Here is a 24634-nt window from a genome sequence, read left to right as displayed (position 1 = left end):
AAAAAACTATTCAGTACAGGCAGATAATCTCAGCTTTGCTTGCGTTTCGAGATCAAACACAGAATAGACTCTCTCCTGTGGTGTAATCAACTCTGCACAGTCAGATTTAACATTTTGCCTCTGTTGTTGTACAAAGTCCGAGATATCCTCAATGTTCACAATCCAATCTTTGGCGTAAGCAGCTAGTACTTCACCACGTAACCCTAACTGAATAGCGCGTCTTTCTAATTTTGTCCCAGATGGGTGATGGTCTGGGTCCCATTGTAGGCAGACTTGTGATTGCTTCAATGCTCTTTGCCATGCACTTTTATCAGGATAAAGTTCTGGAACGTAGCTGGAATGAACAGCCGCTGCTAAGATTTCTTCAATTGCCGAACGCTTAATCCAAATAGCTAAAACTACCTCTTGCCCATTTTGTGTACCCCATCCAGAACGATACATCATCCAGAGAAAGTTAGGTTTTATCCAACTCATGCGGTCAAAACTGAACTCATCACCAAAATAACCGTAAGTGGCGGCGAAGTGACCAATAGATGGACGATACGCCTGATAAACAACAATTGAATGGTCGTCATATTGCGCTAAGATATGACGACCATTTTCAGGCCAATTACTGACTTGAGTTAAATAAGGTTCTGTTATCAGCCGCACGCGGAGTTTACCCTAATTATCTGTGCCAAGAGACTTTGGGCATAATTTGCTTGTGATCGACTCGTTTCTGATACTTAATAGCAAAGTTTAACAGAGAATCGAGTAGAGAATCAGAGAGCAAGTGAGGCTGTAAACCTAAATCGAGCAATTTAGTGTTTTTAGCGTTGAAGTAATGTTCTTCTTTTTCAACTCTGGGATTATCTAAATGATTGATTTCTACCTTCAATCCTATAGCATTACCAGCATTTTTCACCATCAATGCCAAGTCACCGACGCTGAATTGTTCGGTAAATTGGTTAAATACGCGGAATTCACCAGGTTGTGCAGGGTTAGCGATCGCTAATTCCACACATCTTACTGTATCCCGAATATCCAAAAACCCACGAGTTTGTCCGCCTTTACCGTAGACAGTTAAGGGATGTCCAATTGCTGCTTGAATACAAAAGCGGTTTAGTGCTGTACCAAACACACCATCGTAATCCAGCCGATTAATCAATAGTTCGTCCATCCCCGTTTCTTCGGTTAAGACACCATAAACTACACCCTGATTTAAATCAGTTGCCCGCAATCCCCAAATCCGGCAAGCAAAGTGGATGTTATGACTATCATGAACTTTGCTTAAATGGTACATCGAACCAGGCTGCTTGGGATAAGGTAAGGTATCCTTGCGTCCATTGTGTTCAATGGTGATATACCCTTCTTCGATGTCGATGTTGGGTGTACCGTATTCACCCATCGTTCCCAGCTTCACCAAATGACAGTCGGGGAAATCTTCCCGCATGGCGTACAACAAGTTCAATGTACCAACTACATTATTGACCTGGGTGAGAACTGCGTGTTCTCGGTCAATCATGGAAAATGGGGCTGAACGCTGCTCACCAAAATGCACTAGGGCATTTGGCTGAAATTGATGTAATGTTTTGCTGAGAAATTCGTAATTCGTAATATCGCCGATGAACAAGTCGATAGATTTACCTGTCAAATCTTGCCAGCGCTGGAGACGTTGCTGAATTAGTGCGATCGGAGTGAGAGTTTCGACACCTAGTTCATTATCCCAGTGCCGCCGCACCAAACTATCTAAAATTCCAACTTCATAACCTCGATTGGAAAGGTAAAGAGCAGTTGCCCAACCGCAATATCCATCACCACCAATAACCAGGACTTTCATCTTCACCAGTTTTTACTCGCTGATAGCTAAATCTACCAGGTTTCTGTACCCTCTCAATCATCATTCTGAAAGAGATGTAGATTTAGAGAACTTTAGAAACCTTGCAATGCAAGGTCTCTAAACGAAATTATCGATTATGCAAGTTATCTTAAACCTCATCTAAGTTGAGAACCATAGTTTTCGCCCTCACCCTAAATCCCTCTCCCAGATATGGGAGAGGGACTTTGAAATTCTACCTCCCCGAATCCCAAATATGGGGGATAGGTTGGGGGATGAGGGTAAATCCTTATTCATTAGAGTTGAACTACAGGTTTCAAGATAGACGTGGTTTAACTGAACTATATTTAATGTTTAAGTGGTTTCTGTGAACATACCAGTTCGTGCAAACTCTTCCTCCTCAGGGGTGAAAAGTGGAGCTTTATCCGCGAGTTCAGGGTCAAAATAGTATGTTTCTTGCAGAAACTCTCCCCGGATGACAGCTTCCTCTAAATCCGCGATGTGGTTCTGTGCAACGATACATGCTTCCTTAAGGCTATTTTCATCACCTTTTTGTAACAGCTTTGGCAATTCCGTTTTGACTCCTGTTAGGCGTGCCAATGGCTTGAGCATTCCATAAATGTTGTAAATCCGAGCAGTTTCGATGCTGGTATATTTGAGGGCATTGGCTCTTGCTAGCTCCGAATCAAGGCTGGGCCAAAAGCGGGTAGTGTAAAACGCCTTCTCATCCTTGTGATACCACTCTTCCGATCGCGCAATAGATGAAGAAACAGTGTTATGTAACTTCCAGAAGAATAAACGCAGGGAGGAACCATCGACTACGGTTGATAATTTTGCCTCCAGTGATACCTCAAAGTCTGTAAGGTTAGGATCGCGTCCCAGGACAAGGTATTCTACGGGATACATATCTATTTCCTTATTCTGCACAACGTACATATTCAGGTGGTGGCGGCAATAGGGACAGGGATACATGGTAGCAAACAGTTGGAAGAATTCCTTGAAGATTGCTATCAGGGTTTTTTGCTGTATGTCAGTCTTGGTACAGACGATTTCAGCCGTGGTGTGGAAGAAGCGCCACACTGCTGGGCCGATGTAATACGGGAAGCTGACACGCATTTGGGAATCCTTCACCTCAGTCCGATTTAGATAGACATCAATGAATGATACATATTGCGAGAGTGCGCCTGACTCCCGCCCAAATTCTAGGCGTTCGCGCCGTTTCTGCACTCCATTCAGGTAGTGATGTGTTAATCGCCATGCTTGTTTGAGGATCAGTTTCTCTTTTGCGGTGCAATGGAGAAAGTTTTCGGCAACATCTGCTCCGTAGCGGTTAAATTCTCCAGATTTTTTTGTCAAGTCATACCACTCATCCAAAGCCGCCTCGTCAGGTATGGTGTTGCTTTGGATATCTGCTGCCGTAGAGACATTAAATGCTGCTAATAACTTGGGCATGAAATCTTCATACCAATATGCTACTGGCATCATTGCACCATCCACTTCTTCGGTTGCCTGCGAGAGGATGACACGGTTCCACTTCAATAAATAGTCCCTGGGATTTCCCTCAGATTTAGGTGGTGGTGATGCCATTTCTTCATTCATTTCTATGCCTCTGAGCCGATTAAGCTCGTTAATAGCCAGCACACCGTCTACGATGTCACCCAAGCTGAGGCTTTTCTTTTTGATGGTAATTGCAAACTCGACTCCGGCAGCAAATTTTTCTTTGACATTGGCAAATTTACTCCGCGCCTCTAAAATTGCTTTCTCCTCTGCCAACATTTCGGGAGTCTTTGCCACTGTTTTCCAGACTTTGATGCGCTCCTGTAATCGGGCATATTCATCTGCAATCGATTTCACTACTGCATCCAGTACGGGGTAGCAAGCCTCGGACACCACACCTAATCCTTTGTAAAGCGCGATCGCCTGCTTGACAAATTCCACAAAGTCAGTAATTCTGTATGGCAGGTTTTTGACGCGTAAGTGAGTCTCATGATTAGCGGAAAAACTTTCACGGAAGCAACGGTAGGCTGCTCCTTGAATTAGCCGAAACAGACCAATCTGCATTTGTAAGCGGGAGGTTCCGCTTCTTTTCTGATTTGGTGAATTTGGGTGTTGCACCAACTGTTCTCTTAGCTGTGCCAACTCTGGAGTCGTGTTGCTGGTTGCTTCTTGTAAAGTAGGCTGTGTGGTGTCGGCAACTGTCTTGAGCGAACTTTCAAGAGAAATTGGTGAGTCTTTATAGCCTGTTTTGCCCTCAGATTCCGGTACTAGCTGACAGAATTCATCAAAGTCAATTGAGCCATCGCCATCATGATCTACTTCCTGTAGCATCTCCTTCAACTCAGCGTCTGTCAGCCCAAATTGACTCATGACTGTCCGCAACTCGGCGGCAGTAATTTGGCCGCTATTGTCTTCATCAAAGGCGCTGAATGCTAACTTGAGGCGGCTTTCGCGATCGCCTACCTTAGCGATCATCAGCGTTTTAAACTCTTCAAAGTCAATAGTACCTGACAAATCCACGTCAATCTCTTTGATTAAGTCACGTAGCCCCGTTTCCGTGGGATTTTGTCCTAGCGATCGCATTACCTCCCCCAGTTCGTCGGTTGAGATTGCTCCGTTGCCGTCTACATCTAATACCTTGAAAGCTTGCCACAGCTTTGCTATTTCTTGCTCATCAATCACGGTTTTTTCCAGTTATGTTAGGTTCATCAATAAATTTATTACCATGTTTTTTGACGGCTACTTCAATGGTGTCTAGTTGTGTTAAGAAAACACAACTGACTAAAACAGTTCTCTTGGAATACGATTAATGGCGTTGCTGAATTAAGGGATGATTCTTGTGGGGTGGGCATCCTGCCCGCCTGGAAATACAAGGGACGGGCAAGATGCCATTGGTGTCAACTTAACGTGAAATCCTGGCAATGACGTTATATCAAGCCTACTTAATTACCAATTAAGTCCTCGGAACCCCACCCCTTAATCCCCTCCCCGCGTGCGGGGAGGGGAGACAAAGCATAGCTTTGGCGGGGTGGGGTAAAATGCTTGTGGGATAAGCGTTTGAACTTAAGTTGACACCAGTGGCATCTTGCCCGTCCCACAAAAATAGTAAAATCATCCCGCAAATATGTAACGCCCGATTAATTTATACAAGACAATAAAGAATATCCGTGGAATTACTTCTAATGAGAGAACCTGACCCCAAAGCAATACTAGAGTAATAGCACTAGTGGTCTGTCAATTCAACTTTGACGATTAGATAAATTCTTCAATTTCTCTTCTTCCTTCGCGTACTTCGCGTCTTCTCTGCGAGACGCTTACGCGCTAAACGAAGCTATGCCGTTCGCGCAGCGTCTCTAAGAGTTGGCTTTACGCGGTTCGTTCTCTTATCTCTCAAATCACTACTTTCATCTAGTCAAACTCTTTACAGACACTATCTTCTCAGCTTCATTTACCGTAATTTGCGCCAGCCCAAACTGTTCAATGACTGCGGCATTCGTCGTCAAATGTCTACTTATCTCAGCCACCCGGTACTGACTTTTTTGTGACGCTAAAGTAGCCGGCAATAATAACTGATCTGCTAAATGTTCATCCACTGCTGCGCCGGTGTAATGAAACTCAAGCAGTTGCTGACAAGCAATTTCTGCAACTGTCTCCGCCGACAACCGCAAACGCCCGAATCCACCAAAGCCAGTCAAGCTGTTCTGATACTCAGCAGTTAAAAAAATACCCGCCCCAGGTGCCACACCTTTTTCTCGCAAAGTCTGTACACGAACTTTCAAATGCGCTTCCCGTAACAAATTCTCCGCACGATTCGCCATCCGTTGCGGAATATGAGAAGGTAGTTCCGTTACTGCTGCTATTCCTCGCACCTGTTGTAACTCTCCCCTTTCCAACAAGTTGATCCCGCCGAGTTGAGTACCACCAATCACCTGTAACTCTATTTCTCCCCCGCCTTGAGGAAACCACCCCCAAGCGCCTAATTTAACTTGGGCTTCTACTCCCATGCGTTGCAGTATTGGCAGATAAACTTGCTCAATGTAGGTTACAGTCGGGCTAAAGTTTACATGAGTTCCACCCTTTAGTGTTACCTGAGAATTACCCGTTGCTAGTGCTAAAGGTAAAAGAATTGTCTGTAAAACTAGAGCGATCGCACCCGCAGAACCACCTTCTTGTGCTTTACTAACATCAAAGGTGTAAATTCCAGCTTGCACAGCACTACCTGGAATGAATTCCAGCAGCATTGAACCCAAAGCATCACCCCGTATTTGGGCATTACAAATTCTACCCGCAGCCCGAACTGCTGTTAAGTGTTGTGCTGCTAATCCTGGCTTTTTGCGTCCAGCGCGAATGCCTGCAATCCGTATGGGTTCACCAGTGATGGCGGCTAGACTTAAGGAAGTGCGAAGAACTTGTCCGCCTCCCTCTCCGTAGGAACCGTCAATTTCAATCATGGGCGATTTTGAGATGTTGGATTTTGGGTTATCCGTAAAGTAAAAGAGTCCAAATTAACGGTATCTTCTTAGGAGAAAAAATACTTAAGTATGACAGCGTTACAAGAACTATGAATCAATCGTACCCAAGTAATTTGATTTATCAACAGTAGTAACTGCGATCGAGACTAATTCCGGCAGCGAAGGTAGTAGAAAAGCCATCGTCGCTATAAATAGCAAGTTTAGTTAATATTTTGGCGATTTAGAAAAACTCTTTTCCTTCATGTGCGATCGCAACAACAAAAATTTACCCTACTTACTAACGAGACGATCGTTGCTTGGCGTAAGCGTAGCCTGCCGAATATTTAGACAAACTTCATCATAGCCTCGCACAAAGGACTCTTCATTCCCATATCACTGCAAATTAACAGGACTTCACCATTCCATCTCCATAGTTTTTTTGAATTTGTTGTAAAAAAACTTACCACATTCAGAACATTCACTGATATCAAGTGCTATTTGTAAAGGTTAATTTTAATTGAGATAAGTTCACAACGATTCAGTTACACCGCTTAGAACAGGTTCGGCTCAGTTGTTACATTAGTCCCCTTAAATTAAGGGTTCAACTCACTAAAGTTTCAACCAATTCAACTTTGACCACTGTAACTTTAAGTTCCCAGTTATCAGCCAGGGATGCATTTTACCATGCCGATTTAGCAACCTCCTGATCTCAAATAATGGACAAAGTTCAGAGGAATTATTATGCCAATTTATCAGCGTTGTATTGAATATAGCAGATAGTAAAGCTAGCTCAAAAAGAGCAGCGATCGCGGCTGCTACAGATGAAGATCCGATTCAATTAGACTCCAACCCTAGCAATCACAGAATGTCTAATAACAAGCTCAAAGAAGATAGGAAACATCTCCGTCTTTGTGCTACGTATTCACGTGCTAATCGTTCGATTGCCCTTAATAAAACACTAACGATAGACGATATCAACATCCCTGATTTAACCATTAACGGTTAATAAAAGAAATTTCTTCAGTTTTACAACAGCGTTTCTACAACCGACGCGATTTCAAGTTGCGTTAGGGCAACTGTGACTGTCTTAAAAAGACTAGATAGATTCTCATTCAAATAACTACTTAGCAACTGAATAAAGTTGCTGAGATTGTACTACCAATTCCCCTTACACACATTCGGAGTAAACAGATGGCTACATACTACGTTTCTGGAACAGGCAATGATAAATCTAATGGCTTGAGTCAGGGAGATGCATTTCGCAGCCTCCAAAAAGCTGGCGACTTGGTGAAGGCAGGTGATACAGTCTACGTGATGAATGGTACTTACACCTCGCCTTACAGCAATATCCTGACTATTGCAAATAAGCAGGGTACGGCTAATGCACCCATCACATTTAAGGCACTACCTGGGCACACACCCGTTTTAGAAGCAAACGCAAAAAATTGGCAAGCTGTATCAATTACAGGCTCGACCTACATAGTAATTCAAGGCTTAACATTGGTAGGAAATCGGGACAATATTAAATTAGAAGATGCACTTAAGCAAAAAGACAATTTAAATAATCCGGCAACATCTGGAAATGGTATTTTTGTTACAGTCAGCAGTGACAATCCAAATCAACATTCAAGTCATATCACAATTAGTAATAACAATATTTCCAAGTTTCCAGGAGCAGGGATTGGAGGAACAGAAGTAGACTACATTAAGGTAGAGAATAATGTCGTTTCTGGAAATGCTTGGTACTCACCTTTTGGAACCCAAGGAATTTCAATGCTTAGACTTTGGAATTCCGATAACAACACGGCAGATTACAAAGTAATTATTCAAGGTAACACTGTTTTTGATAATCAATCATTAGTTCCTTGGAAGGTAGTAGGAAAAATAACTGAAGGTCATGGAATAATGCTTGACACTTCTTATGTCGGAAATGTTGCTTACACTGGTAAAGCTTTAATCAGTAACAACTTAACTTACAACAATGGCGGGGCAGGTATTCAGATTTTCAAAGGAGAAAACCCTGTAGACATTGTGAATAATACAATTTACCAAAATTCAAAAGTACTTTCAGACGGAGAAATTTTTCTTAACTACGCTAAAAATGTTCGAGTCTATAACAATATTCTGTATGGAAGTAAGGGAGAGTCTCTCATTGCCAACAATAAGTCTACTAATATTACATTCAATAATAACCTTGCTTACAACGGAGTTTTTAAGGTTACAGGTTCAGGGAATATTTTAAACCAAGACCCGTTGTTTGTTAATCCAGCGAATGGTAACTTTAGTCTCCAACCTGGAAGTCCTGCAATCGATGCTGGTTCTAATATCTTCAATAGCATAACTAATGAAACTCCCCAAGATGGGGATGGTAATAGCACAGCAGTGATTGATATTGGTGCATACGAAGCCCCCCGCACCACCATTGCCACCCCCGAAATTCAAGTCCTTAATGGCACTGTTGACATTGCAGATGGCAGTACTACCGCGATTAACTTTGGCGATGTAATTACTGGTAATTCTCTGACCAAAACCTTTACCATCAAGAACACGGGTACAGCTGCACTCAACCTTAGTAATCTCAAGCTTCCCGACGGATTTAGTTTGGTAGAAACTCTTCCAACAAGTGTGGCTGCAAATGCTTCCACCACAATTACGGTGGCACTCAACACCACTACACCTGGTACTTATGGTGGCACTCTGGTTTTAGGCAACAATGATAGTGATGAAAGCTCCTTTGACTTTGCTATTAGTGGCATAGTTAAACCCGCTCCGGCTCCTGAAATTCAAGTCCTTAATGGCACTGTTGACATTGCAGATGGTAGTACTACCGCGATTAACTTTGGCGATGTAATTACTGGTAATTCTCTGACCAAAACCTTTACCATCAAGAACACGGGTACAGCTGCACTCAACCTTAGTAATCTCAAGCTTCCCGACGGATTTAGTTTGGTAGAAACTCTTCCAACAAGTGTGGCTGCAAATGCTTCCACCACAATTACGGTGGCACTCAACACCACTACACCTGGTACTTATGGTGGCACTCTGGTTTTAGGCAACAATGATAGTGATGAAAGCTCCTTTGACTTTGCTATTAGTGGCATAGTTAAACCCGCTCCGGCTCCTGAAATTCAAGTCCTTAATGGCACTGTTGACATTGCAGATGGTAGTACTACCGCGATTAACTTTGGCGATGTAATTACTGGTAATTCTCTGACCAAAACCTTTACCATCAAGAACACGGGTACAGCTGCACTCAACCTTAGTAATCTCAAGCTTCCCGACGGATTTAGTTTGGTAGAAACTCTTCCAACAAGTGTGGCTGCAAATGCTTCCACCACAATTACGGTGGCACTCAACACCACTACACCTGGTACTTATGGTGGCACTCTGGTTTTAGGCAACAATGATAGTGATGAAAGCTCCTTTGACTTTGCTATTAGTGGCATAGTTAAACCCAAAATTCAAGTTATCAATGGCACCGTTGGCAATGACACTTTTATTACCCAGCTAAACAATGGCAATGACATCATCACAGACTTTGGTGGTATAGGTACTAACTCAAACCCTTCATCTGCGGTGATTGCCAAAGTAGATACCTTGCAATTTGTTGGGGCTGGCTTGACTGCGAGAAATCTGCAATTAACTCAAAATAGCAATGACTTAGAAGTTACTTTTGAAGACGTGGCTAATACCAAAGTCACTCTGCAAAACTTTCAGTTAGAAAACCTAGAGAACTTAAGCGCATCGGCAACAAGACCCGTCATTGGTAATATTCTGTTTGACGGACAAGCCAGTGTTATAGACAACTTTGATGTGATTAATGCCAACTCCACTCAAACGAGCATTTTCAACAAAAATACCGTCACCTTTCTCAATGACTTGAACAATAACATCGTCGGTTTTGACAACTCCAACGATGTGATTAATGGTCAAGGTGGCAATGATACCATCAATGGTAAGAGTGGTGATGACCTGCTGCGCGGTTGTGCTGGTGACGATCTTCTCATTGGTGGACAAGGTAATGATATTCTCATCGGTGGTATGGGTGCTGATGCTTTCGTCTACAACACCAATGCTGCCTTTACTAGCGCTACTGTGGGTATTGATACCATCGCTGACTTCAATCACTCTGGTGGTGATAAGATTGTTCTGGATAAGACTACTTTTAGTGCCATTACTTCGGCTGTAGGAACGGGTTTTAGTAACAGTGATTTTCAAATTACTAGCTTAGGAGCAGTTAGTAATGCTGTGATTGTCTACGACTCTATGACTGGCCAGTTACTATACAATCAAAATAGTAGCGCTGCTGGTTTCGGAACTGGCGGCCAATTTGCACAACTTACAGGTGCGCCCACTCTTACTGCCTCCGACTTCATCATTCAAGCATAGTTGGGTTGGGTAAACTGAGTGGAAGTGTAATCCAAACATTAATCGACTTTCAATTAAATATAGATCACATACATAGGGGCGCAATATATTTGTGCCCTTACAATTTTGCAATTTAAATATCAAATACCATCAGTAACAAGGCGAAAAAACAAATACGGTGTAGAGTAGAGCAAAGTAAAGCGTGCAGCATCCTTTTGTTTAAGATTACTTTCTCATTACTCTTACCTCCATAACTTTATTTCCAGCAGAGAAGTTAGGCTCAAAACTCTGAAAAAATATGCAAAACGACTTTGGTAAACCTATTTCTATTGGGATGATAACGGCAGTAGTCCTAGTTCAATGCGTGCTTACCGAAAATACTCATGCAGATGTGTGCGTTGTCAGCGTTGGGATAGCATGGATGTCAAGTGCTTTAACCAACGCAGGTAAAATAATTAGTGGTCGTGCTGAATGATGGCCCCATTGATAGCGGGCAAACAGCAAAAACAACGCCCCACTTATCGATTTTACTAACTTATTGCTACCACTAATTGGAGCAAATGCACGGTAAAGAGGAGGCAAGGGCAATTTAATCCACTGAGTTAGTTAGATTAACGCAGACTTAAAAGACTTTATAAATCCCTAAAAGGGATGTTTGCTCATGGATAAATTTTGTGCTAATTAACCAAATATTAGCATAATTCTTTATATCTACACTAAAACTTTATGAAAGCTATATCAAACAACACCTCACATATTTTTGCAACCAAAAGCCTATATACTAGACTAGACTTTGATAAATTTGAGAGTTTTGTTAATTGCAACACCAAAAACTATTAATTTTTAGATGAAATACTAGCGTATCTTATAGTCTATAGTTTTTAAGGTTTAGTCAAAACTATATCTAGTATCATCAAAAAACTGCAAACTTCATGTGGTGCAAAAATCAATCGGGGAGTGGAAACATGAATTTACGTAGAGATGCATTGCAAATCCTCAAGGAAACTAGCCGAACTTTTTATATCCCAATTAGTCTTTTACCGCCAGGATTACAAGAAGCAGTAGCATCAGCATATTTGTGTATGCGTGCCATTGATGAAATTGAAGATCATCCCGAAATAGATAATGCGACTAAAGCAAAGCTGTTAAGAACCATTAGCCTGACATTACAGGCAGGGGTTGATGGCTTCGCGGTAGAGGCTTTCTTTACAGGATTTAACGGGTATGAGAATACCTTAGAAGAAGTCACTCTGAGGATTAGAGAATGGTTGCTGCTAGCACCTGAGACTATTGCACCTCGAATTTGGGATGCCACTGCTGCAATGTCAGACCGAATGGCTTACTGGGCAGAAAGAAACTGGAAAATTTATACAGAATCTGATTTAGATCGTTATACCTTTGGGGTTGCAGGCGCAGTGGGATTGTTACTTTCAGACTTATGGACTTGGTACGATGGAACGCAAACGAACCGTACCCAGGCGATTGGGTTTGGTCGCGGTTTGCAAGCGGTTAATATCCTGCGTAATCACACTGAAGATTTAGGGCGTGGGGTAGACTTTTTTCCAGAAGGCTGGAGTGCGGAAAATATGCAAGAGTATGCACGCCGCAATCTAGCTTTGGCAGAAGCTTACACCAAAGACCTTCCTACCGGCCCAGCCTTAGATTTTTGCCAAATTCCCTTAACCTTGGCTAATGGCACTCTTGATGCTCTTGCTAATGGTAAAGAGAAACTCAGCCGCAGTGATGTTTTTGCACTTATCGAACAGCTAATTAGTGTGAACATGAAAGCCAGCTAATGGTCGGTTAAAAACTAATGGAGATGATTCTAAATTGCCTCCAAATTCGGGCATCCAAAATCCTACAGTGATTTTTGTAGGATGGGCACTGCCCTCTAATACCAATTTTGGTTGAATTTTGGATGGCAACTTTGGGGCGTTTAGAGTGCAACTGGGATTTGGCAATGTAAACAAGTAGCTCAAACATTAGTTATTAGTATTCAGTATAATCAATTGCATTGTTTTTACGGGTATTTACGTAATACCAGGTAAACTTTAGGAACTCTTCAAAGGATTTCCAGCAAAAATTACCTGGCAAGAATTGATTAATGTCTAAATAATTGAAAGAGAGTGTAACGCTCCCCGTGATTATTCGTGCAGCGAGTTGACAGTGCATGAGCTACTGCTTAAATCCTATCTGTCCCAATCCAGAAAATTTGGTAAATAGCCAAAGTTGTCAGTCTTGTGGCTCGCAACTACTGTTGCGCGATCGCTATCAGGTGATCAAACCATTAGGTCAAGGTGGCTTTGGAGCAACCTTCTTAGCCAACGATCGAGGCTTACCAGGTGAACCGAGTTGCGTAATCAAACAATTACGCCCATCAGGAAGCGCCCCACACGTTTTACAGATGGCCAGAGAACTCTTTGAACGAGAAGCCAAAACTCTAGGTAAGATTGGCAATCATCCCCAAGTACCAAGATTGCTAGACTATTTTGAAGATCATGAACAATTCTACTTAGTTCAAGAATATATCAGTGGTGATACCTTGCAGGAAGAGGTCAAACTTAACGGCATCTTGACCGAAACTGGAGTCAAGCAATTCTTAAGCGAGATTCTACCACTACTGCAATACATCCACGAGCAAAAGGTGATCCACCGTGATATCAAGCCAGCCAACTTAATTCGTCGCACTCAAGATGCCAGAATGGTACTTATCGACTTTGGTGCCGTCAAAAACCAAGTTACCCAAGGTGCGATCAGTCAATCAGGACAAACAGCATTAACTGCTTATGCGATTGGTACTCCTGGTTTTGCACCTCCAGAGCAAATGGCTATGCGTCCAGTCTATGCCAGTGATATTTATGCTCTGGGGGTGACATGCATTTATTTACTAACTAGCAAAACTCCTAAAGATTTAGATTACAATCCCAATACTGGCGAGATGATGTGGGAGCAAATTGTGCAAGTGAGCGATCACTTGAGCAATGTATTACGAAAGATGTTAGAGGTTTCTGTACGTAATCGCTATCAGTCAGCCGCAGAAGTTCTCAGAGCATTGGAAATAGAACCATACTTAGAAAGTTTAGCAAAGGGTTTACTGATTAAATCAGATACTGGGTCTAAAGAGCGAACACACAAGCACCTAGAAAATTCTGCTGTTTTATGTAACAACTCTTCTGTTGCTGTCACCAGTGCAGGAGTGGCACAGGTAGCGGCAGCAATTCGTGCCAGACGAGCTAAAACAGCAGAAGCGGCTGGATTGCATCAGGGTTCTGGGATGGGCAAATCAACGACTTTAGCTAACAGCAACAGTAATGGTTCGCAAGTTCAAAATTCTAAAGTTGAGCGTAAGTTAGATACCCAAGGTTTGTTAACCGCCTATCAAAAGGGAAGACGAGATTTTGCTCTCCACAATTTAAGTTTACTGAACCTGCAAGGTGCTGATTTATCAGGAACAAATTTCCATTCCACTCAATTGCAAAAAACTAATCTCCAGGGAGCTAATCTTCACAATAGTGACTTTGGCAGAGCCAGCCTCACTAAAGCAAATCTCAAGGATGCTAATTTGAGCAAGGCATACTTTAACCATGCTGATTTAGAAGGCGCAGACCTGCGAGGTGCAGACCTAAGTAATGCTTATCTCAGCAATGCCAACCTCCGAGGAACTAATCTATGTGGTGCTAATCTGACCAGTGCCAAGATTTCTGATGAGCAGCTAGCACTAGCAAAAACAAATTGGATGACCATCCGCCCTAATGGTAAACGAGGCTTATTATAAGTTGAAATTTTAGATTTTAGAGCCAGTGGCTTACTCTGGTTTGCAGACTATTTCCCTACTTTTTAAGGAGGCTTAGAGAAAATCAAGTCTTAATTTAAACTGTATTATTTCACAATTCGATTTTCTTTTTAGCTTGATAAATTAACCATTATTTTTCTCGATAAAACTCAGATTTATTCTGGAACCCGCAGATCCCTGACTTTGTAAAAGTCGGGGATCTTGTTTATCATGAACAACTCAGAATTTTTATCGAACAGAATTCAGGAGTCAAGACGTTTAGCCCGTTCTGAATTCTTCTTCAAAGTTGCTTCGCTCGATACCCAAAGCTCTTGCAAATATTAAAAAGTATCCGATTATCTAGCAAAAATACGGAGACGGTTGGCAATTCTTAATCAAATCTTTATAGTAATCATCTGTTACAAATAACAAATGATTATTTACAATAAACAATAAAGCATTACAATAATTTTTCATAGGTATTTATATGCTTTTTATTGCTATAAACAACAGGGGATCTCGCACGTAAAAGCTGTAAAATCTAATCTTAAGCCACTCAAGTTTTTCAGATTGCAGCAGAAAGTGAAAAATTAATTAATTATCCCTGATTGTAGGCTGAAGCAGAATAGTCACAACCGAAATCAGGCAATACAAGGTTTATATATCATGGCTGACTTTGCACAAACGGAAATAGAACGGCGATTAACTTTATATCAAGTATTTCTTAAGTTGTATGAACACCACAGCAGCCTTCTAGATGAAATTCTTCAGCTAGAAAACCTATCTCAACCGTCGTTGAAAAAGGCGAAGGTACGTTACGTACATGGTGTAGTGGATACGGCTACTGTTTATTTGATAACTAACTTGTGCGACAATCAGACCCAAAGTTTACGACAGCCACAGCAGATATGGACAATAGGTCGTAATCAGAACAGTGGTATTTGCATTGCTGATAATTATATGTCTCGTCGCCATGCTGCTATTCAATATATTGATGATCAAGGCTTCTACTTCATAGACTTCAACAGCACCAATGGCTCATTTGTGAATGGCGATCGCGCTTTAGTTCCGATCAAGCTCAAAGATGGCGATCGCATCCGTCTAGGCAATATGACTTTTGATTTTTTTATGAATTATACGTGCCGTGTTTTGCCAACTGTAGCAATGGAGTTATTGATGCAGCTTGTGCATCGTCAAAATGACAATCAAGTAGAAATACTTGCTTTTCCCCGTGATAGACAAAAATATATACCTGATAAAGCAGATGATAATTTAGAGATTTTTAGAAATTCTCGACTATTTGAGAAGCTTGAACATTATTATGACAACTTCAGTTCAGAACAGAAATCAGAAATTTTAGACCGCTTTTTTAGCAGACAAATACCATAAAATCTCAGTGAAAAAGTTGGAAATTATGGCAATTTTTAATTGCGTAAAGTACACACAATTAGTAAGGGCACAACAATGAACATTGTTGTACCCCTAATTTACCCGATTAGAACTAGAAATACCTAACGAATAACTTATCAATCCCTTACAAAAAGTGGGTTAGCTGTTTTTGTAACCCACTACACATTCAAAATTGCAGATTAATCAATCCACATTCCTTATTCTTCTGGCTCTAAATCGACATCTTCCTCTTCATCTTCTTCACTGGCTTTAGCTACAGAGTTAGCAGAAACAACAGCGCCTTTATCTAGCTTTTCACGCACCAGTTTCTTAATTTCTTCAGCGAATTCAGGCTTTTCTTCTAGATACTTAATGGCGTTGTCTCGTCCTTGGGAGATATTATCGCCGTTGTAACTATACCAAGCTCCTTTGCGGACAATGATGCCAGTTTCTTCTGCTAAGTCAACAACACAACCCAAGGTAGAAATACCTTTACCAAAAATAATGTCAAATTCCGCTATTCTGAAAGGCGGTGCTACTTTATTTTTGGCGACTTTGACTTTAACGCGATTACCATATTCATCTGTACCTTTTTTCAAGGTTTGAATTCGACGAATATCCAAGCGTACCGAAGCGTAAAATTTCAATGCGTTACCGCCAGTAGTAGTTTCTGGGCTACCGTAAGTAACACCGATTTTTTGCCGCAACTGGTTGATGAAAATTACTGTACAACCAGATTTACCAATATTACCCGTAATTTTACGTAGGGCTTGGCTCATTAATCGCGCTTGCAAGCCAACGTGAGTGTCACCCATATCGCCTTCAATTTCAGCACGGGGAACCAGTGCTGCTACTGAGTCAATGACTACAATATCAACCGCAGCAGAGCGCACAAGCTGATCGACAATTTCCAAAGCTGATTCGCCAGTGTCAGGTTGAGAAATCAGCAAATTGTCAATATCTACACCCAATGCCGCAGCATAAGTAGGATCAAGGGCGTGTTCAGCATCAACAAAGGCAGCAATACCACCATTTCTTTGCACTTCGGCGAGCGCATGTAGCGCTACTGTAGTCTTACCGGAACTTTCCGGCCCATAAATTTCTATTACCCGCCCCTTGGGTAAACCACCACCCAATGCTAAATCTAGGGTAAGCGCTCCACTAGAAATTGTTTCCACCCGCATCCGGGTAGCGTCGCCCAGGCGCATGATTGCCCCTTTACCAAAGCTGCGCTCAATCTGGTTTAGCACCATAGTCAGTGCTTTTTGCTTGCCGGAAGTATCGGTGTTGATAGCCATTTCTGCCTCTAATGCCTCTAAATATATGGTTTTAAGGAGTGTTGGTTTCGGAGTTTGAGTAGAACAGATATACTATTTTAACCAGAAAATTCTGGAATAGGACTTCTCAAATCAAAAAAGGGGTGTGACAAGATCGTAACTCGATCGCTACCAGATTAGGGTAGTTTTGCACAATGATACCAACTTGCATTCAGAGATAGCTTTTTTGGGCTGGGTAAGCAAGGGTTTTCAAAGAAAAAATAAATTAACTAAACAACCCTGTAAGTAGAATCGGACTCGTGAGCATTTGCGGAGGTTGCTCAATTAGGAGCGATCACTATGCCAGTCAGCATATCATCTACAGCTACTTCATAGGGATCAGGATAAGCTGTAGAAAGCTTCTATGGGAATAGTGAAGGGATTTTCAATGCTTTAGGTGACTTTCAGCTTTGAGAGGCTATGATGCTCAGTCTTACTTGCTGCCTATCGGCTTGACGTATAATTACTAATTAAACACTATACAGTACCAATACAGGGGAAAACCTTATGGCTAAAGTTAATGTAGATGCTCTAATTCCACGAGAAGATTTTGATGTGCAAGAAAATATTAATCTAGGTAAGAAAAAAGAAACAATTTCTATTGAAGACCTTAAAATAGACTCATTCTTCTTTTCAAACATCAGAAAGCCTGATTTTCAAAGAGAAACTAACGAATGGGACAAAAATAGAATTTGTGAATTTATTAAGAGTTTTATTGAAGGCGATTTAATCCCAGCAATTATTTTGTGGCGAAGCACAGGGGGCTACCTATTTGTAATTGATGGTAGCCATAGATTGAGTGCTTTATCTGCTTGGGTAAATGATGATTACGGAGATGGTAAAATTTCAAAGCTTTTCTATGATGGGGTAATTTCTGATGAACAAATAAAGGTTGCTCAAGAAACACGAAAATTGGTCAACAAGACAGTCGGCTCATACGAAGATTTTAAGTTGGCTATTATACACCCTGATAAAGTTAAACCGGAAGTTGTCAAATACGCCAAAAATCTGGCAGCTGCAGCAATTCAGCTTCAATGGGTTGAAGGTGATGCAACTAAAGCAGAAAGTTCATTTTTCAAGATTAATCAACAAGCTGCACCAATTGATAAAACTGAGCTAAAACTTATTGAATCCAGGAAAAAGCCTAATAGCATTGCAGCACGTGCAATTATCAGAAGTGGTAAAGGTCATAAATATTGGTCATCTTTTTCAGATGAAATACAGCATCAGATACAAGAAATAGCTAAGGAAATTAATGAGGTACTTTTTTCACCTAAGTTGCAGACCCCAATCAAAACTTTGGACATACCAGTTGGAGGAAAACTCTATTCATCTCAAACTTTACCACTACTTTTAGATTTTGTGAATGTTGTTAATAATCTAGATTTTAATAACAAGGAAATTAATGATGATGTAACTGGTGAAGCAACAATACAAATTTTAAAAAATACCAGAAAGATTGTATATAGATTAAACAGTAATCATCCCTCATCTTTGGGTTTACACCCAGTTATATACTTTTATTCAAAAGATGGGCGATATAGAACAGTATCCTTCCTTGCTGTTGTTGATTTTGTAATGGAACTGGATAAAAGAAAAAAAATCAATGATTTCATTCAAGTACGAGAATATTTCGAGGAATGCATCATTAAATATGATTATTTGATTCAGCAGATTTATTTAAAATATAAGTCTGTTCAAAAAAGCTACAAAGATGTGTCAAAATTATTTCAGCAAATTGTGATTAATTTACAAGCTGGAAAAGCAATTGACAATTTTATAAATGAGATTATATCTAGCAATGATTTTCAGTATTTGACTATTCGTACAATAGATCAGGAAAATAATTCATCCGCAACAGATTTTAATACAAACAAAAAGAGTGAAATTTATATAAAAGATGCATTAATAAATGCACCAAAGTGTAAAATATGCAATGGTCTTATCCATAGAAACTCAATTTCGATTGATCATATACAGCGCAAGGAAGATGGCGGATTAGCAAGTGTAGATAACGGACAGATAACCCATCCATACTGTAATACAGGGTATAAAAATTAAGTTGTAAAATACATCTGCATTAGAGCATTTAGCTAATGGCGAGACTTGATACCAAATCATTCATCAGCATTGTTACTATAAACGCCAATTATCTAGTCTTAGTGAATAATCTAAATCTTGAATTCTTTGGTAATGTGATAAATTACCAGTAACTAAAGTTAGATTATGACTGATGGCAATTGCTGCAATCATACAATCAGGATAACCAATTCTTTTTCCGGTTGTCTCTAAATCAGCGTAGATTTTTCCTGCTAATACTGCTTCTGTCAAATCAAAGGATAATATTTCCTGTGAAGTCAGGATAGTTAAAAATTGCTGAAGGCGTTGTTATTGCTTACGTTTTTGCCAACCTTCTACAATTTCCATAACTGTAATTACAGAAATTGTATATTTATCAAATTGGTTTAGGTAATTATTGGCTTTGGCAATAATACGAGGATTTGCTCGTTTTATAATTTCTGAAAGAATATCTGTATCAAGTAGGGACTTTTCTCCTTTATTCATCTGATCCAGGATATCCTCTTTTTTCCATCGCCTCAGCAACAATTTCATCAACAATTTCTGGGACATCAGCATATAATCCCATTAATGGATCTTTTTTCTCCTGAATTTCTGCTAAACGCTCAATTACATAAGTAATCAATTCTGATAGAGTTGATTGATTGACTATTGCCAGAGTTTTTGCTCGCTCAAAGGTGAGTCTATCTAGTTCAAGTTCTATTTTTTCCATGATGTTTTAAACTCCCATATCAATTATTAGGGTCAATTAGCCTAGTATAACTCAGCATTAATGGCGGTGCAGTGGGGCACAAATATTTGTTAGAAGTGCAGAGTTGTTTGTTTGTAATGAAAAATTGGTGAATAAATTTCTTATCAATCTATAAAACTTAAATAATTCCTTGCATGATTTATGTTTAATGGAATTTTTTAATATTTCAAATTTGATAATTCAACACAATAGCTATCAATTAACATTATTTGCTAAGATTTGATTAGGCTTTTACATATTTTTGATGACTTTCGACCTTTCCAACTCTCTGATTCTCGATACAGCGCTTTCAGTATCTGGATTAACTGACTATATCCGCTTGCTGTTAGAGCAAGATGAACAATTACGGCAAGTTTGGGTAACTGGCGAAGTTTCTAGTGCTAACCACCATCGCAGTGGTTTATTTTTTACGCTGCAAGATACCGATCGCACCGCTGGAATTAAATGTGTGGTATGGAATAGCCAATTGCCAAAACTCGCCCAAATGCCAGTTGCCGGTGAGCAAATAATTATTTTGGGTAGTATTCGCTTATATCCACAACGGGGAGAGTATCAGTTATCAGTTTGGCAGACTTTACCTGCTGGTGTTGGTTTACAGGCGTTGCGCTATCAACAACTCAAAAATCGCTTGTTGGCTGAGGGGTTATTTGACGCGCAAAGAAAGCGATCGCTCCCCATCCACCCCCAAACGATCGCTGTTGTCACTTCCCCAACGGCTGCTGCTTGGGGTGATATTCAAAAAACTCTCAAGCAAAGGTATCCAGGTTTACACGTTTTATTTTCTCCGGCGACAGTACAAGGTGAGCAAGCACCAGAATATATCGTCAAAGCAATTGAGCGGGTGGAAAGAGATGGACGCGCCGAAGTGCTAATTTTATCGCGGGGTGGTGGCGCGGTGGAAGAGTTGGCTTGTTTTAATGATGAACGAGTGGTGCGATCGCTGGCTAGTTGTTCTATTCCGGTAATTACTGGTATCGGCCATCAACGGGATGAATCGTTGGCAGATTTAGTTGCAGATGTATGTGTGCATACACCAACTGCGGCGGCTGAAAGAGTTGTGCCAGCCCTTTCAGAGTTGTATACTGAGCATCGGCAGCGAGTTGTGGCTTTACATGAGGCGGTGCATGAATCTTGGGAAAATGCTGAGAATAAACTGCAAGGATTGCGAAACCGTTTGCGCCGTTTGCGGTTAGACCGGCAAGTGCAGCAGGAGGTGGAAAAGTTAGCTTGGAAGCGTCAGCATTTAGTGCAAATTACCACGGGGCGATCGCAGCAAGCAGCGCAGCATTTAGAATTATTACGGCAAAAGTTGGCTAGTCTTGACCCGAAAGCGGTGTTGCAGCGTGGTTATGCAGTGGTGAGAAGGGAAGATGGAGCGATCGCTCGTTCTGCGGCGGAGTTGGCTGTGGGGCAAGAGTTAGTGATTCAGTTGGGGCAGGGTGGGGTTAAAGTAAAGGTTGTGGAAGTAAACAAACCGCGAAGGCGCGAAGGACGCGAAGAGTTTAATGGTTAAACGTAAAAGTCCCTCTAGTTCTGATTTAGTAGAAGGTTGGAATTATGAGGCGAAGGTTGCTGAAATAGAGGGCATTATTACTCGCATTGAGGCGGGTGAGTTGGAATTGGAAGCGGTGTTTGACCAATTTGCAAGTGCTGTTGAGTATTTGCGTCAGTGTGAAAGTTTTTTGCAGCAGCGACAGCAGCAGGTGGATTTGTTGATTGAAACTTTGAGTGAAGAGTAGAAGCCAGAGTAGTTAAATTAGTCAGTTAAATATAATTAAAAAGCTAAAAAGAAATAATGTAAATCTCCGTTTTCAATTAATTAAACATTTCTGATTACTTGCCAGAGTTCCAATTAGGGGTTTGAGAAGCTGAGAATGACTGATGAGACGATTGATTTAACGAACTGCGATCGCGAACTGATCCACATTCCAAATCTGATCCAGCCTCACGGGGTTTTATTGGTTTTGCAAAATCCCACTTTGGAAATTCTTCAGGTGAGTAGCAATACCCAGGAATTTGTTGCGCGTCAACCAGAAGAATTGCTGGGTAAGCCTCTGTCATACTTATTCAATGCCAAGCAGATTAAGCTAATTCAACAATGTCTGGCGGAGGATTTTGAGAGCATCAATCCCCTCAACTTGTCTATCAAGCGTCTGAATAAATCAATCTATTTTGATGGTATTGTACATCGTTTAGATAGGATCGTTATTCTGGAATTGGAACTGAAACAAGCGAAGGGACAAATAGGCTTTTTTGACTTCTATCAACAGGTAAGAGGAACCATCACCCGCATTCAAAAAGCACCCACGCTACTGGAAATGTGCCAGATTGTGGTGACAGAAGTCCGGCGAATTACTGGCTTTGAACGCGTCATGGTCTATCAATTTGATCGGGAAGGGGCAGGCAGTGTCATCGCTGAAGACACCAATCAGGAAACGCCCTATCTGGACTTGCACTATCCGCCCTCTGACATTCCCAAGCAAGCCCGACAGCTATACATTCTTAATTGGCTAAGGCTAATTCCAGATGCCAGTTACCAGCCTGTCGCCTTAATTCCAGTGAACAATCCGGTAACGAATCAACCGCTCGATCTCAGTCTATCGGTGTTGCGGAGTGTTTCTCCGATTCATCTAGAGTATATGCAAAATATGGGCGTTGTTGCCTCTATGTCTATTTCCCTGATGCACGAAAAAAAGCTTTGGGGATTGATTGCCTGTCATCATTCTTCGCCCAAATATATTTCTTACAATATTCGCACTGTGTGCGAGTTTATTGGACAGGTGATGTCTGTGGAACTGGCAAACAAAGAAGCAAGTGAAGACATTGATTACAAAAGTCAATTGAAATCATTGCAAACTCAATTTGTTGAAGAGTTGTCTCAGGCTGAGTATTTCCTGGATGGTATGGTGCAACTAAAATCTCAATTACTTAATCTGGTCAGCGCCACGGGAGCGGCGATATGCAGTGGCAACCAGTGTATTCGAGTGGGTAAAACGCCATCTGAGGAAGATGTTCATACCTTACTCGACTGGATTAAGCCGCAGCTTTATCATAACTTGTTTGAGACGCGATCGCTCACGAAAAATTATCCTGCCGCCGAGTCATATAAAGCGATCGCCAGTGGGGTGTTAGCCCTGGAAATTTCTAGAGTTCATCACAATTACATTCTCTGGTTTCGTCCAGAAGTAATTCAAAGCGTGAATTGGGGCGGCAACCCCAACAAACCTGTAGAAGTTTTGTCAAATGGCAGTTTACGAATGTCTCCTCGCAAATCTTTTGCATTGTGGCAAGAAACGGTGCAAGGGTGTGCCCTACCTTGGAAACCTTGCGAAATTGAAGCGGTTACTGAACTGCGAAGCCTGGTTGTGGGTGTTGTGTTGCGGCAGGCAGACAAACTGGCATCGATGAATTTTGAATTACAACGGAGTAATGAAGAACTCGATTCCTTTGCTTACGTTGCCTCTCATGACCTAAAGGAACCTCTGCGGGGGATTCACAACTATGCCAACTTCTTAATGGAAGACTATGCAGACATACTGAATGACGATGGAATTGCCAAACTCCAAACCCTAGTGCGCCTGACGCAGCGAATGGAAGACCTGATCAACTCACTCCTCCATTTCTCCCGCTTGGGACGCGCCGAACTGATTCGGCAACCAGTGAATCTGAATGAGTTAGTGCAGCAGGTAATCAGCACTTTGACCATTGCCAGACCACAAAGCGAAGTCGAGTTTCGCATTCCTCAACCCCTAAAAAGCGTTCAATGCGATCGCGCTCAGATTAATGAACTCTTCAGCAACCTAATCAGCAACGCCATTAAGTACAATGATAAACCCCAAAGGTGGGTTGAAATTGGTTGCATTGAAGGGAATGGCGAAAGCAAAGTTGTTCCTACTTCTCTGACTTTCTACGTTCGTGATAACGGTATTGGCATCCCAGCAGAACATCTCGACAAAATCTTTCAAATCTTCCGCCGCTTACATGGAAGGGACGATTTTGGTGGTGGGACTGGCGTAGGGTTAACCATTGCCCGCAAAATTGTGGAACGGCATGGTGGTAGAATTTGGGTGGAATCTACCCCAACTCTTGGCAGTACCTTTTACTTTACCCTGTCGGCGGAGGCAGACGTATGACTCAGATTTCAGCCTCCCTAATCCAGCAAACGCCAATACTTTTAATTGTGGAGGACAGCAACGAAGACTTTGAGGCACTGCAAAGATTTTTAGGGCGATCTTCCATTGCGATCGCCATCCAACGGTGTGTAAATGGGGAACAAGCCTTAGCGTTTCTTTACCGGACTGGCAGCTATGTTGAACGCGAAAGTGCGCCCCGTCCCGGCTTGATTGTCCTTGACTTAAACCTGCCCGGAACCGATGGCCGAGAAGTGTTGCGCCGGATTAAACAGGATGACAACTTGAAAATGATTCCAGTGGTGGTGTTTACTACCTCTAACAATCCCAAAGATATTGAAGTATGTTATCAATATGGTGCTAACAGCTATATTGTTAAGCCAATCAATTTTGCTCAACTGAAACGAGATATTCAGATGCTAGTGGAATATTGGTTTGAAGTGACGACACTGCCTGATTTGCCAGAGTATTAGTCATATTATGAAGACCGCAGGGGGTAGGGGGAGATGAGGAGGACAAGGAGGACAAGGAGGACAAGGGGGAATTATTAAAATTAAGTCTCTCC

19 protein-coding genes are annotated in these 24634 nt (G+C 41.5%); 11 read left to right on the top strand and 8 right to left on the bottom strand.

Annotation, left to right across the window (positions count from 1 at the left end; all coding sequences use genetic code 11):
* Window positions 1–6 precede the first annotated feature (6 nt).
* From HWQ36_RS06370 to rtcA, 4 genes are all read right to left on the bottom strand, one after another.
* Window positions 7–651 (bottom strand): DUF4291 domain-containing protein, encoded by a 645-nt coding sequence (locus HWQ36_RS06370; protein ID WP_292699254.1) that lies wholly within the window; start codon window positions 649–651, stop codon window positions 7–9.
* 16 nt (window positions 652–667) lie between these two features.
* Entirely contained in the window at window positions 668–1819 is a 1152-nt protein-coding gene (locus tag HWQ36_RS06365; RefSeq protein ID WP_292699251.1) for an NAD-dependent epimerase/dehydratase family protein, read from the bottom strand.
* A 351-nt stretch (window positions 1820–2170) separates the two neighbouring features.
* Window positions 2171–4495 carry an EF-hand domain-containing protein gene (locus tag HWQ36_RS06360; protein ID WP_292699249.1) on the bottom strand — a complete coding sequence of 775 codons (2325 nt, stop codon included), beginning with the start codon at window positions 4493–4495 and terminating at the stop codon, window positions 2171–2173.
* A 722-nt stretch (window positions 4496–5217) separates the two neighbouring features.
* Complete coding sequence (gene rtcA / locus HWQ36_RS06355; RefSeq protein ID WP_292699247.1) at window positions 5218–6264, bottom strand: RNA 3'-terminal phosphate cyclase; 1047 nt, start codon at window positions 6262–6264, stop codon at window positions 5218–5220.
* A gap of 763 nt (window positions 6265–7027) precedes the next feature.
* On the opposite strand from rtcA, the gene HWQ36_RS06350 reads away from it, so the two are divergent.
* The 6 genes from HWQ36_RS06350 (at window position 7028) to HWQ36_RS06325 (ending at window position 15793) form a co-directional block, all read left to right on the top strand.
* A complete protein-coding gene (locus HWQ36_RS06350; protein ID WP_292699245.1) occupies window positions 7028–7270 on the top strand; it encodes a hypothetical protein in 243 nt (80 codons plus the stop codon).
* 185 nt (window positions 7271–7455) lie between these two features.
* Window positions 7456–10653, top strand: a complete 3198-nt coding sequence (locus HWQ36_RS06345) for a choice-of-anchor D domain-containing protein (protein ID WP_292699242.1) — start codon at window positions 7456–7458, stop codon at window positions 10651–10653.
* A 277-nt stretch (window positions 10654–10930) separates the two neighbouring features.
* Complete coding sequence (locus HWQ36_RS06340) at window positions 10931–11107, top strand: hypothetical protein (protein WP_292699240.1); 177 nt, start codon at window positions 10931–10933, stop codon at window positions 11105–11107.
* Window positions 11108–11597: 490 nt separating this feature from the next.
* Window positions 11598–12428, top strand: coding sequence for a phytoene/squalene synthase family protein (locus tag HWQ36_RS06335; RefSeq protein ID WP_292699238.1), 831 nt, complete (start codon window positions 11598–11600; stop codon window positions 12426–12428).
* 374 nt (window positions 12429–12802) lie between these two features.
* Window positions 12803–14407 (top strand): serine/threonine-protein kinase, encoded by a 1605-nt coding sequence (locus HWQ36_RS06330; RefSeq protein ID WP_292699235.1) that lies wholly within the window; start codon window positions 12803–12805, stop codon window positions 14405–14407.
* A gap of 663 nt (window positions 14408–15070) precedes the next feature.
* Window positions 15071–15793, top strand: coding sequence for an FHA domain-containing protein (locus tag HWQ36_RS06325; RefSeq protein ID WP_292699232.1), 723 nt, complete (start codon window positions 15071–15073; stop codon window positions 15791–15793).
* 218 nt (window positions 15794–16011) lie between these two features.
* Here HWQ36_RS06325 and recA read toward each other — a convergent pair whose 3' ends face one another.
* Window positions 16012–17091 (bottom strand): recombinase RecA, encoded by a 1080-nt coding sequence (gene recA / locus HWQ36_RS06320; protein ID WP_292699229.1) that lies wholly within the window; start codon window positions 17089–17091, stop codon window positions 16012–16014.
* A gap of 525 nt (window positions 17092–17616) precedes the next feature.
* Between recA and HWQ36_RS06315 the strand changes: the two genes are divergently transcribed.
* Window positions 17617–19170 (top strand): HNH endonuclease, encoded by a 1554-nt coding sequence (locus HWQ36_RS06315; protein WP_292699227.1) that lies wholly within the window; start codon window positions 17617–17619, stop codon window positions 19168–19170.
* A 75-nt stretch (window positions 19171–19245) separates the two neighbouring features.
* On the opposite strand, the gene HWQ36_RS06310 is transcribed toward HWQ36_RS06315, so the two are convergent.
* From HWQ36_RS06310 to HWQ36_RS06300, 3 genes are read right to left on the bottom strand one after another with little or no spacing between them, the layout of a single operon-like run.
* Entirely contained in the window at window positions 19246–19470 is a 225-nt protein-coding gene (locus tag HWQ36_RS06310) for a PIN domain-containing protein (RefSeq protein ID WP_292699378.1), read from the bottom strand.
* Between the two features lie 27 nt (window positions 19471–19497).
* Window positions 19498–19674: a hypothetical protein gene (locus HWQ36_RS06305; RefSeq protein ID WP_292699224.1), complete on the bottom strand. Its 177-nt coding sequence runs from the start codon at window positions 19672–19674 to the stop codon at window positions 19498–19500.
* Complete coding sequence (locus HWQ36_RS06300; protein WP_292699221.1) at window positions 19667–19900, bottom strand: hypothetical protein; 234 nt, start codon at window positions 19898–19900, stop codon at window positions 19667–19669. Before HWQ36_RS06300 ends, HWQ36_RS06305 begins: the two co-directional genes overlap by 8 nt.
* Window positions 19901–20183: 283 nt before the next feature.
* Between HWQ36_RS06300 and xseA the strand changes: the two genes are divergently transcribed.
* From xseA to HWQ36_RS06280, 4 genes are all read left to right on the top strand, one after another.
* A complete protein-coding gene (gene xseA, locus HWQ36_RS06295; protein ID WP_292699218.1) occupies window positions 20184–21452 on the top strand; it encodes an exodeoxyribonuclease VII large subunit in 1269 nt (422 codons plus the stop codon).
* The gene (xseB, locus tag HWQ36_RS06290) at window positions 21445–21678 is read left to right on the top strand and encodes an exodeoxyribonuclease VII small subunit (RefSeq protein WP_292699215.1); all 234 of its coding nucleotides are present in this window, start codon (window positions 21445–21447) and stop codon (window positions 21676–21678) included. Before xseA ends, xseB begins: the two co-directional genes overlap by 8 nt.
* A gap of 135 nt (window positions 21679–21813) precedes the next feature.
* Window positions 21814–24072 (top strand): ATP-binding protein, encoded by a 2259-nt coding sequence (locus HWQ36_RS06285; protein WP_292699212.1) that lies wholly within the window; start codon window positions 21814–21816, stop codon window positions 24070–24072.
* Window positions 24069–24542 (top strand): response regulator, encoded by a 474-nt coding sequence (locus HWQ36_RS06280; protein WP_292699209.1) that lies wholly within the window; start codon window positions 24069–24071, stop codon window positions 24540–24542. The genes HWQ36_RS06285 and HWQ36_RS06280 overlap by 4 nt, the downstream gene beginning before the upstream one ends.
* Window positions 24543–24634: the final 92 nt, after the last annotated feature.

Source organism: Nostoc sp. NMS2, from assembly GCF_017115105.1.
In the GTDB taxonomy this organism is placed as follows: Bacteria; Cyanobacteriota; Cyanobacteriia; order Cyanobacteriales; family Nostocaceae; genus Nostoc.
The sequence above is the reverse complement of the archived record's forward strand: the minus strand, read 5'-3'. Positions and strand labels throughout refer to the sequence as shown.

Coding starts and splice junctions, on each gene's coding strand:
- HWQ36_RS06330 (WP_292699235.1), top strand. CDS start 12,803: ATGAGCTACTGCTTAAATCCTATCTGTCCCAATCCAGAAAATTTGGTA.
- recA (WP_292699229.1), bottom strand. CDS start 17,091: ATGGCTATCAACACCGATACTTCCGGCAAGCAAAAAGCACTGACTATG.
- HWQ36_RS06340 (WP_292699240.1), top strand. CDS start 10,931: ATGCAAAACGACTTTGGTAAACCTATTTCTATTGGGATGATAACGGCA.
- HWQ36_RS06305 (WP_292699224.1), bottom strand. CDS start 19,674: ATGAATAAAGGAGAAAAGTCCCTACTTGATACAGATATTCTTTCAGAA.
- HWQ36_RS06280 (WP_292699209.1), top strand. CDS start 24,069: ATGACTCAGATTTCAGCCTCCCTAATCCAGCAAACGCCAATACTTTTA.
- HWQ36_RS06345 (WP_292699242.1), top strand. CDS start 7,456: ATGGCTACATACTACGTTTCTGGAACAGGCAATGATAAATCTAATGGC.
- xseA (WP_292699218.1), top strand. CDS start 20,184: ATGACTTTCGACCTTTCCAACTCTCTGATTCTCGATACAGCGCTTTCA.
- HWQ36_RS06325 (WP_292699232.1), top strand. CDS start 15,071: ATGGCTGACTTTGCACAAACGGAAATAGAACGGCGATTAACTTTATAT.
- HWQ36_RS06335 (WP_292699238.1), top strand. CDS start 11,598: ATGAATTTACGTAGAGATGCATTGCAAATCCTCAAGGAAACTAGCCGA.
- HWQ36_RS06365 (WP_292699251.1), bottom strand. CDS start 1,819: ATGAAAGTCCTGGTTATTGGTGGTGATGGATATTGCGGTTGGGCAACT.
- HWQ36_RS06315 (WP_292699227.1), top strand. CDS start 17,617: ATGGCTAAAGTTAATGTAGATGCTCTAATTCCACGAGAAGATTTTGAT.
- xseB (WP_292699215.1), top strand. CDS start 21,445: ATGGTTAAACGTAAAAGTCCCTCTAGTTCTGATTTAGTAGAAGGTTGG.
- HWQ36_RS06300 (WP_292699221.1), bottom strand. CDS start 19,900: ATGGAAAAAATAGAACTTGAACTAGATAGACTCACCTTTGAGCGAGCA.
- rtcA (WP_292699247.1), bottom strand. CDS start 6,264: ATGATTGAAATTGACGGTTCCTACGGAGAGGGAGGCGGACAAGTTCTT.
- HWQ36_RS06285 (WP_292699212.1), top strand. CDS start 21,814: ATGACTGATGAGACGATTGATTTAACGAACTGCGATCGCGAACTGATC.